The organism is Mycobacterium neglectum (assembly GCF_002591975.1).
Lineage (GTDB): Bacteria > Actinomycetota > Actinomycetes > Mycobacteriales > Mycobacteriaceae > Mycobacterium > Mycobacterium neglectum.
The window spans coordinates 79392-91057 of the sequence record NZ_NVQE01000017.1; the positions used below are offsets into that span (position 1 = coordinate 79392).

11 protein-coding genes are annotated in these 11666 nt (G+C 64.8%); 6 read left to right on the plus strand and 5 right to left on the minus strand.

Features of this window, described 5'->3' with window-relative positions; all coding sequences use genetic code 11:
• Positions 1-169 precede the first annotated feature (169 nt).
• Positions 170-1054, plus strand: a complete 885-nt coding sequence (locus CSQ99_RS15400; RefSeq protein WP_245908923.1) for a serine hydrolase — start codon at positions 170-172, stop codon at positions 1052-1054.
• Here the strand turns inward: CSQ99_RS15400 and CSQ99_RS15405 are convergent.
• Positions 1051-2619, minus strand: coding sequence for a serine/threonine-protein kinase (locus CSQ99_RS15405; protein ID WP_245908926.1), 1569 nt, complete (start codon positions 2617-2619; stop codon positions 1051-1053). The genes CSQ99_RS15400 and CSQ99_RS15405 overlap by 4 nt on opposite strands.
• A 201-nt stretch (positions 2620-2820) precedes the next feature.
• On the opposite strand from CSQ99_RS15405, the gene CSQ99_RS15410 reads away from it, so the two are divergent.
• A complete protein-coding gene (locus CSQ99_RS15410; RefSeq protein WP_099039911.1) occupies positions 2821-4236 on the plus strand; it encodes a neutral zinc metallopeptidase in 1416 nt (471 codons plus the stop codon).
• Positions 4233-4856 carry a DUF4333 domain-containing protein gene (locus CSQ99_RS31370; RefSeq protein ID WP_245908924.1) on the plus strand — a complete coding sequence of 208 codons (624 nt, stop codon included), beginning with the start codon at positions 4233-4235 and terminating at the stop codon, positions 4854-4856. Before CSQ99_RS15410 ends, CSQ99_RS31370 begins: the two co-directional genes overlap by 4 nt.
• A 3-nt stretch (positions 4857-4859) precedes the next feature.
• On the opposite strand, the gene CSQ99_RS15425 is transcribed toward CSQ99_RS31370, so the two are convergent.
• Together CSQ99_RS15425 and CSQ99_RS15430 are read right to left on the minus strand one after the other, a co-directional pair.
• Positions 4860-5552 (minus strand): peptidoglycan recognition protein family protein, encoded by a 693-nt coding sequence (locus CSQ99_RS15425; protein WP_099039948.1) that lies wholly within the window; start codon positions 5550-5552, stop codon positions 4860-4862.
• An 80-nt stretch (positions 5553-5632) separates the two neighbouring features.
• A complete protein-coding gene (locus CSQ99_RS15430; protein ID WP_099039914.1) occupies positions 5633-6988 on the minus strand; it encodes a glycoside hydrolase family 183 protein in 1356 nt (451 codons plus the stop codon).
• 334 nt (positions 6989-7322) lie between these two features.
• On the opposite strand from CSQ99_RS15430, the gene CSQ99_RS15435 reads away from it, so the two are divergent.
• From CSQ99_RS15435 to CSQ99_RS15445, 3 genes are all read left to right on the plus strand, one after another.
• Complete coding sequence (locus tag CSQ99_RS15435) at positions 7323-7526, plus strand: cold-shock protein (RefSeq protein ID WP_006244426.1); 204 nt, start codon at positions 7323-7325, stop codon at positions 7524-7526.
• Positions 7527-7932: 406 nt separating this feature from the next.
• Positions 7933-8415 (plus strand): DUF5994 family protein, encoded by a 483-nt coding sequence (locus CSQ99_RS15440; protein WP_099039915.1) that lies wholly within the window; start codon positions 7933-7935, stop codon positions 8413-8415.
• Positions 8416-8510: 95 nt separating this feature from the next.
• The gene (locus CSQ99_RS15445) at positions 8511-9761 is read left to right on the plus strand and encodes a KasA/KasB family beta-ketoacyl-ACP synthase (RefSeq protein WP_099039916.1); all 1251 of its coding nucleotides are present in this window, start codon (positions 8511-8513) and stop codon (positions 9759-9761) included.
• A 7-nt stretch (positions 9762-9768) separates the two neighbouring features.
• On the opposite strand, the gene CSQ99_RS15450 is transcribed toward CSQ99_RS15445, so the two are convergent.
• Positions 9769-10653 carry a cyclopropane mycolic acid synthase family methyltransferase gene (locus CSQ99_RS15450; protein ID WP_099039917.1) on the minus strand — a complete coding sequence of 295 codons (885 nt, stop codon included), beginning with the start codon at positions 10651-10653 and terminating at the stop codon, positions 9769-9771.
• Between the two features lie 43 nt (positions 10654-10696).
• Positions 10697-11635, minus strand: coding sequence for a cyclopropane mycolic acid synthase family methyltransferase (locus CSQ99_RS15455; protein WP_099039949.1), 939 nt, complete (start codon positions 11633-11635; stop codon positions 10697-10699).
• Positions 11636-11666 lie beyond the last annotated feature (31 nt).

An 11666-nucleotide genomic window follows, 5' to 3' on the forward strand; every position in this document is an offset into this window, starting at 1 on the left:
ACCGGCGGCACCGCAGTGATGACATTGTTATCCACAGGTGCCGCCTTGCTGCGCGAACTCCGCTCTAACAGCCGCGATACTGGGGGAGATGGCCACGACGACCAACAGCCGACCGACCCCGGGTTCCAGACACGCCCGCTCGAAAGGGAATCGCCCCCGCCGATCTCGTGTGTTGGTTGTGATTATCTGCGTCCTTGCGGCCGTCGGAATCGTCGGCGGCGGCTACGTCATCGGCCGCGACATCGGGTCGGCGCCGACGTCCACCGAGAGCAGCGCGGTGGCGCCACAGCCATCGGCATCACCTCCGCTGACGGCAACACTCACACCCGCACCCGCCGACAGCGGAGCGTTCGCCACCGAGTTCGCTGCACTTGCCGCCGAACTGAACGCGCAAGTGGGCATTGTCGTGCGCCCCGTCGGTGCCGGGCCCGAACCGGTGACGGCGGGCGAGTGGAGCACCGGAACCGCGTGGTCGACCATCAAGGTGCCGCTGGCGATCGCCAGGCTCCGCGAGACCGACCCGCCCGAGGTCACCGAGGCGATGCGCGCCGCCATCACGCAATCGGATAACGATGCGGCCGAATCGATTTGGGCGAGCCTGGGCGACCCGGCCACCGCGGCGGCGAAAGTCGAAGCAGTGCTCTCCGAGGCCGGCGCACCGACCACCGTCGAATCGCAAAAGGTCAGGCCGGAGTTCACCGCGTTCGGGCAGACGATATGGTCCCTCACCGACCAGGCGACCTTTCTCTCCTCGGCGGCGTGCAACAACGGGGACCAGCCGATCATGGATCTGATGGGACAGATTGCGCCCGATCAGCTTTGGGGTCTCGGCCAGATTCCTGGCGCGAAATTCAAAGGCGGCTGGGGCCCGTCGCCAGAAGGCAACTACCTCGTCCGCCAGTTCGGAGTGATCCCGGTGAACGACGGGCTGGCGGTCGTCGCAGTGGCGTTGGAGCCGAATTCCGGTGCATTCGACGACGGCACACAGGCTTTGACGCGAATCGCGACGTGGCTCCAGGAGCGCACCGACCTGCTCCCGGTCGGCAACTGCTAGTACAGGTAAACGACGGCGTCGCGGCCGCCGGTGCAGGTGATGAACGCGTCGCCGGGGCGTGCGACGCACTCCATTACGAAATTCGGCCCATTACAACCGGTTCCGTCGCCGAGCACGCTGCGACAATCGACGGCTCCGGGGGCCAGCACCTGGCGGCGATCACGGCTGGCGTCGCTGAATGTCGACCAGTACGCGCGCAGAACACTCTCGGTGAAAAGGCACGACGTGTCGGCTGAACCCCTGCGCGCATGCGTACCGACGTCGTTGCGGCCCGGGAGTGAGAAGTCCCCCGTGCAGCTTGTCGGATTGGCGCTGGTGTCCCTGCCGACCAGCGGTGGCGGCGGTGGCGACCCCACCGACAGCGGATTCTCGGTGGGACCCGGGCTAGGGCCTGGCCCTTTCGAATCCGTATCCGTACCGGGTCGCCGCACCGGCGGATCGGGGAGATCGGGCGACTCGGCGACTGGCTGCTCCTCGCTGGTGACCATTCCGATCGCGATCCCGATGCCGCCCAACACCACCGCCGCGACGGCCGCGATGACGACCGGCATCAGCCACTTGCGCGACGGAGCGGCCGGCGCCGTCGGCGGTGCTGTTGTGGGCGGTGGTACGCGGTACGGCGGCTGAGGTGGCACGACGTCAGTCGGTCGCTGCGTCGTCGGATTACTGAACCCCGCAGCGGGTCCCCCGTAGTTCGGGGCGTAATGCTGGGCGTGTTGGGCTGGCGCCTGCACCGTCGGACCCGGGGTCATCCCGACGACGGTGTCGGATTCCTGCGCGCGCTGTGCCGCTCGGCCCAACGCCCCACAGCTTCCGTAGCGGTCATCGGGCTCTTTCGCCATGCCGCGGGCGATGACGTCGTCGAACGCCGTTGACAGGGCCCCGTTGACGAGGCTGGGCCGCGGTGGCGGCATGAACAGATGCGCCGTGGTGATCTGCTCGATGCTTCCCGATGGGAACGGAGCTTCGCCGGTGAGGCATTCGTACAGAACGCACGCGAGCGCGTAGACGTCGACCGCTGGAGTCGCTTCTCGGTCGCGGAATCGTTCCGGAGCCATATAGGCGAAGGTGCCGATGTGCATTCCGGTCATCGTCAGACCGCTCTCACCCTTGGCCGAGGCGATGCCGAAGTCGACGAGGTAGGGGAAATCCGAAGGTGTGACGATGATGTTCTGGGGCTTGACGTCCCGATGCACCAGGCCTGCGGCATGGGCCGCATCCAGCGCGGCGGCGACCCCGCCGATGATGAACGACGCCCGCGCGGGGCGCAGCGGCCCGGCGATCAGCAAGTCCTCCAACGTCTGTCCATCGACGAGTCGCATGTCGATGTACGGGTGCCCGTCGATCTCGCCCCAGTCGTGGATCGGAATCACGTGTGGTTCTTGAAGAACGGCGGCCGCCCGCGATTCACGCTGGAAACGGGTCCGGAACTTCTCGTCCTGCCAGAACTGCTCCGCGAGGATCTTCAGCGCGACCGTGCGGCCCTTATTGGTGTCCTCCGCCCGGTACACCTCGCCCATACCGCCACGGCCCAGCAGTCCGGTGAGTCGGTAATGGCCGAACATCTGGCCCACCCGTGAGTTACCTGAAGCCAACTCGGTCCCACCTCCTCACCAGCAGTATCCGTCGCGCGTAGGGCCTGCGCCCGGTGTTCGGGCCATGCAGTCCTGCCGACGCCGGGGTAAATCGCCTAATCTTCCTGCTGAAGCCCGGTGGAAGCGGCAAAGTTGGGCAAACGGTTCGGCACTGACAAGGGGTAAAGGCAAGTGAAGGCTCGGTTCGCGCTGACGATCGCGTGTGCGGCGTTGCTGCTGACGGCGTGCACACCGACCGTGGTCAACGGTCGCGCGACGTCCATGCTCTTCAACCCCGACCGGGTCGGCGGCCTGCCCGTCACCGAGGGGCCGAGCGGTCCCCGACCGAATGCGCCGCCGCCCGAGGGCACCGTCGAGTACACCGACGACGGCCCGATGGATCGCTTGGCGCTGTTGTCGGTCAACGATATTCAGGAATTCTGGGCGAAGAATTACGCGAATTATCTTCCCGGCGAGTTCGAGCCGGTGGACACCCTCGCGTCCTACGACTCGGAAGATCCGATGAGTCCGGAATTGTGCGGGTCGGACATGTACCAGAGCCCCAATGCTGCGTTCTGCTTTCGGCTCAACACGATGATCTGGGACCGCGGAGTCTTTTTGCCGGTCGCGCAGGAGTACTTCGGTGACATGGGCGTCGTCGGGGTGATCGCCCACGAGTACGGACACGCGCTGCAGTGGATGGCCGGGATTGCCGACCTGGACACTCCCGGTCTGGTCAGAGAACAGCAGGCTGACTGCTTTGCCGGCGTGTACCTGCATTGGGTGGCCGCCGGAGATTCATCGCGATTCACATTGAGCACCGGCGACGGTCTCAACCATGTGCTCGCCGGGGTGATCTACATCCGCGACCGTTTGGAGGGTGGCCCCTCGGACGATCCACACGGTTCTGCCCTCGACCGGGTCAGCGCCTTTCAACTGGGCTTCACAGGAGGCGCCGATCAGTGCGCCGCAATCGACATGGACGAGATCACCAGGCGGCAGGGCGATCTGCCCGAACACGTGACCTTCGGATCCGATACCCAGTCACTGGACAGTCCCATCAACGACGACACCCTCTCGCAGTTGATGGAGGTGCTCGGCACGACCTTCCAGCCGTCCGAGCCTCCGACGCTGACCAGCGACCGGTCCGAATGCACCGGGGCCACGGTCACCGAACCGACGGCGTATTGCCCCGAGTCCAACAAGATCTTCGTCGACATGCCCGCTCTGGAAGCGGCAGGCGCACCCCGCAACGAGGAAGACGATGAGGTTCTGGTTCAAGGTGATAACACGGCGTTGTCGATAGTGACGTCCCGCTACGCGCTGGCGGTGCAGAAAGAGCGCGGCGTGAAGATCGACACACCGGTGGCGGCACTGCGCACGGCGTGTCTGACCGGGGTGGCGCAAGGGCAGATGACCGAAGGCGACGGCGCCGATTTCATCTTGTCGCCGGGCGACACCGATGAGGCGGTCGCGGGGCTGCTGGCCAACGGCCTGGCCGCCAGCGACGTCAACGGCGTCCCGGCGCCCGCGGGATTCTCCCGGATACTTGCCTACCGGCTCGGATTGTCCAGTGATCTCGACGAGTGTTTCGAGCGGTTCTCATGACCCGCCCACCAGATCAGGGCCAGGGCGGCGAACCGTGGTGGGCGCGCCCCGGCGGCGCGCACCAGCCCGGGAGACCCGCGTATCCGCCACCGTCGCAGCCGCGTCCGTCTTACCCGCCTCGGCAGCAGCCGCGTCCGCCTTACCCGCCGCCACCGCCGCAACCGCAACCGCCGCGGCCGTACTACCCGCCGCCGCAGCAGCCCGGGTGGCAGCCGTCGCCACAGCAGTACGGCCAGCAGCCTGCGCCGTCACCGCCCCCTGCGCCGCCGCCACCCGCCAAACCGTCGCGCCTGCCGATGTTGGCCGGTGCCGCCGTCGCGATCGTCGTGATCGGGGCGGTGGCGTTGGTGGGCGGGCTCTGGGTGACCGGGTTCTTCGGCAGCGGCACTGTTCTCGATGTCGGCCAGGCTGAGGCTGGTGTGACGCAGATTCTCAGCGATCCGATCAACGGCTATGGCGCCAACGATGTTTCGGCGGTCAAGTGCAACGGCGGGAAGAACCCGGAGGTCGAAGTGGGCCAGGGCTTCTCGTGTGACGTGACCATCAACGGTGCGAAACGCACAGTGCAGGTGGTCTTCCGAGACGATGTCGGTACCTACGAGGTCGACGGTCCGCGGTAGTAGTTAGCGGAGCCCCGCTTCGATGGCGGCGACGGTTTCTGCCCCCTCGGGCCCGCAGCTCAACGGGAGGTCCACGGTGCCGGCTGCCAACAGCGTTTCCACACGGTAGCGGAGATCCCCGGAGGTGATGTGTCGGTAGAGGTCGGCGCCAGGACAAGTCGTACTCGGGCTGAAGTCACGGTGACCGGCGAGGGTCTCAGTTTGGATACCGAATTGCTGTGCGGCCGAAGCTAATACAAGAGCTGTGCCATTCAGCTGTTCTTCCGACACTTCTTCTTGGTCGAAGTCTCCCTCACAGACGACGAGGAAGTGACCGGTCGGGTCGTAGCTCGTCGCGGTGTCTCCCACCAAGTCGGGACTGCGAAGCTGGTAGATGTTCCCGTGGCGGTCGACGCTGAAGTGATAGGCGATGTCGATCCACCCTTGAGTGGCCTGGTGGTAGCGCTGGTGTTGGCGCAGGCGAGCGGGGGCGTTCGCGTTGTCGCCGAGGACCACTTCGGTGTGGTGGACCGTCATGCGTTCGAGTGTGTGCGCCCTGCCCCCGGGGCGGGCAGCGGCAGCGCCCCACGCGGTCCGACACAAAATCTCATGCGCGGGCGCGGCGGAGCTCGTCAGTGGTGAGGCGATCGGCGCGACGGTCGCCGCCAGTCCGGCGCCGCCGAGCCAGAGCAGCCGGCGACGGCTCAGATGGTCCATGACGGTCAGGATAAGCAGGTGTCCACTGGGCGGCGTCATCAATTGATGACGCGCTGCAGAAGGGTTGTGCCTCCAGCCCGCTAGGGCAGAACGGTTCGCATCAACATCACGTTGTACTCGGACCACAGGGACACGTTGTAGTAGAGCTCCTTGCCCGTCGACCACGGATGTAGGAACGGCGCGTAGATACCGCCGGGGAACTGCATCGACGGCACCAGCAGCCGCTCCGGACTCCACGGCCCCTGGGGCGCGGACGCGGTTCTCATGACCATGTCGTTGGCGCCGTTGCCGTACATCACCAGGTACTGGTTCAGATGCTTGTTGAACTGCCCCGACATCTCGCTGACCGGTCCGGGGATCACCGGCGTCGCGGCGCCGGGATTGCCAGGCACCCACGAGTTCGAAGCCGAACTCCAGTACTCGTATCGGCGAAGATCCGGCACACCTGCGGGCAGGACCCGCGAAATGTAGGCCGCGCCGCCGCGCCCCGACGGGGTGCCGAACGAGTAGATGTAGGGATCACCGGGCCCCGGCTTCATGAACGCGCCCTGCTGGAAGTTCTCGTTGCCCGCGACGTACTGAACCCGGTCGACGCTGTTCGGCGAGGACGGACGGATCGAGTCCGGATAGACACCCCAGTGCTCACCGTTGTCCGGCGACACCGCGATGCCCGAGAAGTTCGTCGTCCACCGGCCGTCACTGTCCCAACTCTTGATCGACATGAAGTTGAGGTACTGGGTGTTGCCGACCGCGATGCCGGCGGTGGGGATGATGCCCTTCTCCGTCGGTGAGTACTTGATGCTGTTGATGATCTGCTTCGAGAGTCCCTGCGACCACAGGGGCGAACTCGTGGCGGAGACGGTGTTGGACAGCGCGCCGTCGCGGCTGCGGAACAGCACGTTGTAGCGCCATTGCTGGCCTCGCACACCGCAATAGCCGTAGGTGTCGCCGAAGGCCATCAGCACCTCGCCGCTGCCGTTGTCCCACATGATGCCGAGGTCGGTGCCGGTGACGGCGAACCGGTTGACGGTGTCGTTCGGGCTCTGTGGCCCGGTCACCCAGCCGACGAGCGACGTGCCGGGCGGTGCGGGCGGCGGCGCAGGCGGGTCCACGGGGTTCGCATCCGGAACCGCGGGTCGGGCGGGGTCGACGACAGCGGCTCGTTGTTCGATCTGCGCGGACCGTGCGGTGCCGGGGATCTGCCCAAGGCTGGGCAGCGCGGCACCGTCCTCCGCACCGGTCGGTCGTTGCCCTCTCGGTGGCCCACCTCCCGGCAGATCCGGAGTCTCGCCGGTGTTGGACGCCGCAGGCGGTTGGATGGCTGCCGCGGCACCGCTGCAGGGCTGGGCGAAAGCGGCTGGTGCGACGCCGATGGCGACGGTCAGTGCGGTCGCCGATACCACCGATAGCGATGCGATGAGATGACGCGGCGGCATGTCACACCTTTCGTGGCACGACGTCGTCTAGACGTCATAGCTGGCTGATGTGACGATAGTGATCAGTGGGATAATTGTGACTACTGATACCCGGATGGGTACGCTTCCGTTACCGTGTCGCAACGGTGGGTCTTGTTTCGCGCAGCGGCCTTTCAGAAGTATTGCCGCGAAGGGGAAGTCAATCGAGTCGTTCACAGGGTGGGCGCCACCGCGGTCGGCCAATGCACCAAAGTGACTGAGGCACAGCCGAATACGTTTAATCCCCTGACCGTGTTACCCTTATCTCGGGTGTCTGTTTCGGCATCCGTTTGCAGAATGAGAGTGGTAGAAAAGTATGACGCAGGGAACTGTGAAGTGGTTCAACAGCGATAAGGGCTTCGGCTTCATCGCTCCGGATGGCGGAGCGGACGATGTTTTCGTTCACTTCAGCGAAATCCAGGGAAACGGTTACAAGTCGCTCGAGGAGAACCAGCGCGTTGAGTTCACCGTCGAGCAGGGGGCCAAGGGCCCGCAGGCTGTCGGTGTGACAGCCGTATAAGTAAATCTTCGTCGTGTGGGCTGGTGGGTGCTTCCCGCCAGCCCACATCGCGTTTTAGCGGGGCTTTGGCGGATCAGGCGACGAGCCGCTTCACCGCGAATGCCTTCGGTCGGGTAAATTGGGTGTCAGGCCGTTTCGCCAGCATTCCTATTTGTCGCTCCTGCGATCAGCCTGCGGACAGATCTGAGTTCGCCCACATCGTATGTATGGGCTGTTACCCGTACGTTTTAAGGACGTGTTCTATGGAATCGTCGGACCTGTTTTCACACCCCTACGAGCCGCACGTCGCCGACAAGCGCGGGGCCTCCACGGAGCCGACCGAGAACCCCACTTTCTCGGATCAAGACCAAAAGAAGTCAGCTTCTTCTAAGCCTTCGTCGTGAACGGCCTATCGGGGACACGCCGAATGGCCCGCCCTGTGCGCCTGGTGCTCGCCAGCCAGCTGGGCTCCGACATCGACGGGGCGTGGTGGCCGCATACCGCTTCTGTTGCCTCGGAGCTGCCTGAACTCATCGGCGTCCTGCACGCCTCGCTCGGCGAGATCGTCGATATCGGCATCAATTGGTCGCCCACCGAAGGGCCGGTCGACCTCGATTCGATCGTCACCGGCGCTCGGACGATCGACCGGCCGGGTCCGCGACGTCCTCGTCTGATGAAGGTCGAGGGAAAGAGTGCCTGCGCGAAACTGCTCGTGGTGCCCTACATGACCTCGCCGAACCTCGGTGCGATGGTCATGCGGTGCGCGGCCGGCCTGCCCGCGGTCCATGCCGATCGCGGCACGACGTTGTGGGAGACCGCACACAACGTCATGGGTGTCGCGAAGGCCGAGAGTGCAATGTGGGCCGGACGCCTGCGCAAGGCCGCCGCCAAGAGCGCAGTCGAGGTCTGACCGGGTTCAGAAAGTCAGTGCGCCGACGAATATTCCGTCGTAAATTGGGGAATCTCGACCTGGTCAGCTAGCTGAGTGAAGGACTTTGGTGGCCCATGGCGAGCAAGACCACTGGGGACGGTCTCCCCGATGTCGTTGTTACTGCTCTCGCGTCGAGCAATGCGCTGGCAACCAATGCCGAAGACACCTGGCAGCAGTTGCTGGAGGGCCAGAGCGGGATCCGCAGACTCGATAAACCGTTCGTCGACGAGTACGACTTTCCCGTTCGCATCGGCGGCACACTCCGTGAGGATTTCGACCAGCACCTCAACCGCGTCGAGCTGCGCCGGCTGTCGTACATGCAGAAAATGTCGCGAGTGCTGGGCCGCCGGCTGTGGGACGCCGCCGGATCCCCCGAAGTCGACACCCGCCGCCTGCTCGTCTCGATCGGGCTCGCGCTCGCCAGCACCGAGGCCATGATCGACCTCTACTACGCCTTCAACGAACGCGGAATGCGGGCGGCCAACCCGCTGGCCGTGCAGATGCACATGCCGAACGCACCTGCCGCCTCAGTCGGACTGGATATCCAGGCCAAGGCGGGGATCACGTCGCCGGTGCTGGCGGACGCGTCGGGTGCCGCGGCCATCGTGGAGGCCTGGCAGGCGATCATTCTGGGCGAGGCCGACGTCGCCATCTGCGGCGGTGTCGACAACTGCATCGAGGCCGTACCCGTCGCGGCGTTCAACAACCTCGGATGGCTGTCCGCCAACAACGACGACCCGGCGGGCGCGTGCCGCCCGTTCGACACCGATCGGGACGGCATGGTGTTCGGCGAGGCCGGCGCGCTGATGCTCATCGAGACCGAGGAACACGCCAAGGCGCGCGGTGCCCCCATCCTGGCCAGGCTGATGGGCGCGGCCATCACGTCCGACGGCTACGACGTCGTGGAGCCGGACCCCAGCGGTGAGCGTGCCGGCGACGCCATCAACCGGGCGATCACGCTCGCCGGCATCAAGCCGACGGACATCGACCACATCAATGCGCACGCGACCGGCACCAAGTCCGGCGATCTGGCCGAGGCCCGTGCGATCCGGCGCGCACTGGGTGACCACGCGGCGGCGGTATATGCGCCCAAGGCGGCGCTGGGTCATTCGTTGGGTGCCGCCGGAGCGGTGGAGGCGGTGCTGACGGTGCAGGCCCTGCGCGACGGCGTCGTGCCGGCGACCCGCAACCTGAAGGTCCTGGACCCCGAGATCGATCTGGACGTGGTATCCGACCGGCCGCGTCGCGGCGAGTACCGGTACGCGGTGTCCAATTCGTTCGGCCTCGGCGGCAACAACGTCGCCTTGGCCTTCGGCGCGCCCTGACGCGCGGTCAGCCCTTGGTCAGCGTGAACTGGCCGAGTTCGCTGATGCCACGCTCGAAGAAGTCGGCGCATCCGATCAGATAGCGCATGTAGCGGTCGTAGACCTCGACCGATGTCGCTGCTACGGCGGCGTCCCGGGCTGCTTCGAGGTTCGTGGCCCAGGTCCGCAAGGTGCGGACGTAGTGCGGGTTCAACGTTTCGAGGTGCTCCACCGAGAACCCAGCGCGGCCGGAGTGGTCGACGATGTCCTCATCGCAGGGTATCGAGCCGCCCGGAAAGATCTCCTTGGCGATGAACCGCATGAACTTGAGGTCGCTCATCACGATGGGGATGCCCATCTCGGGCCACCTCTTCAGGGGATGCCCCATGATCGTCTGCAGCACCAAGCGGCCGTCGTCGGGCAGGATCCGCTGACACGTCTCGAAGAAGGCGCCGTAGCGCTCCTTCGGAAACGCTTCGAAGGCTTCGATGCTGACTATTCGGTCGACCGGCTCCTCGAACTCCTCCCAACCGCGCAGGAAGACCTGGCGGGAACGTGGGGTGTCGAGGTCGTCCAGCAGCCGCTTACAGAACGCGGCCTGGTTCTTGCTCAGCGTCAGACCGACAACGTTGACGTCGTAGCTCTCGACGGCGCGTTTCATCACCGAACCCCAGCCGCAGCCGACATCGAGCAAAGTCATGCCCGGCCGCAGATCCAGCTTGCCGAGTGCCAAATCGATTTTGGCTAACTGTGCCTCACCGAGCGTCATGTCGTCGCGCTCAAAGAATGCGCAGCTATAAGTCCGCGAGCAATCTTGGAAGAGGCCGAAGAACTCATCCGACAGGTCGTAATGGGCCTGTATCTCTTCGAAATGGGGCCGCATGTCTGTCGAGCCGGACTTCGTATCAGTCATCGTGACGAACCCTACTCAATGAAACCAAATGAATCTAAACGGATTACACCTTCTCGCAAGTGAACTGACACACATCGGTGTAGCCGTTGCGGAAAAGGTCGGCGCAGCCGGTCAGGTATTTCAAGAATCGCTCGTAGACCTCATCGGATGTGATGGCGATTGCCTCATCCTTCTTGGCTTCGAGGTTGGCCGCCCACGTGTCGAGCGTCCGCACGTAGTGGGGTTGCAGATGCTGCTCGCGGGTGACGTTGAAGCCGGCTTTGGTGGCATGCTGCGTGACCATCGAGGCCAGCGGCAGACGGCCGCCGGGATAGATCTCGTCCATGATGAACTTGATGAAGCGGACCCGGGACATGGTCAGCGGCAGTCCCTTGGCTTTGATCTCCTCGTCCTCGGGAATGATGATCGTGTGTAGCAGCATGACGCCGTCATCGGGCATGCAGTTGAACGTCTTCTTGAAATAGTCGTCGTACTTGTTGAAGCCGAAGTGCTCGAAGGCGCCGATGGACACGATGCGGTCGACGGGCTCGTCGAAGTCCTCCCACGGCTGCAGTCGAACTTCCATGTGCCGTTTGCTCGTGGAGTTGGCGAACCAATGGTCCTCGATGTGCTGCTTCTGGTTCTCCGAGAGCGTCAGACCGATGACGTTGACGTCGTATTTGTCGACGGCCCGCATGATGGTCGAGCCCCAGCCGCAGCCGATGTCGAGCAGCGTCATGCCCGGCTGCAGGCCCAGCTTGCCGAGCGAGAGGTCGACCTTGGCCATCTGCGCCTGCTCAAGGGACATGTCGTCGCGCTCGAAGTACGCGCAGCTGTAGGTCTGCGTCGGGTCCTGCCACAGCTTGAAGAACTCGTTGGAGATGTCGTAGTGGAACTGGACTTCGCCCTTGTCAGAGCCGCGGGTCTGGGCCGCCGACTCCGAGAGCCACTTGGACTGCGGAGTAGGCGCATTTGCCTGGGTTTTTGCACTTGAATCAGCCACGGCGGCTCCTGTCACACATCTGTTGCGGGTT

Bases quoted from the DNA above. Each gene is read 5' to 3' on its own strand.
- CSQ99_RS15405 (WP_245908926.1), bottom strand. From the start codon at position 2,619: ATGTTCGGCCATTACCGACTCACCGGACTGCTGGGCCGTGGCGGTATG.
- CSQ99_RS31370 (WP_245908924.1), top strand. From the start codon at position 4,233: ATGACCCGCCCACCAGATCAGGGCCAGGGCGGCGAACCGTGGTGGGCG.
- CSQ99_RS15425 (WP_099039948.1), bottom strand. From the start codon at position 5,552: ATGGACCATCTGAGCCGTCGCCGGCTGCTCTGGCTCGGCGGCGCCGGA.
- CSQ99_RS15430 (WP_099039914.1), bottom strand. From the start codon at position 6,988: ATGCCGCCGCGTCATCTCATCGCATCGCTATCGGTGGTATCGGCGACC.
- CSQ99_RS15435 (WP_006244426.1), top strand. From the start codon at position 7,323: ATGACGCAGGGAACTGTGAAGTGGTTCAACAGCGATAAGGGCTTCGGC.
- CSQ99_RS15440 (WP_099039915.1), top strand. From the start codon at position 7,933: ATGGCCCGCCCTGTGCGCCTGGTGCTCGCCAGCCAGCTGGGCTCCGAC.
- CSQ99_RS15445 (WP_099039916.1), top strand. From the start codon at position 8,511: ATGGCGAGCAAGACCACTGGGGACGGTCTCCCCGATGTCGTTGTTACT.
- CSQ99_RS15450 (WP_099039917.1), bottom strand. From the start codon at position 10,653: ATGACTGATACGAAGTCCGGCTCGACAGACATGCGGCCCCATTTCGAA.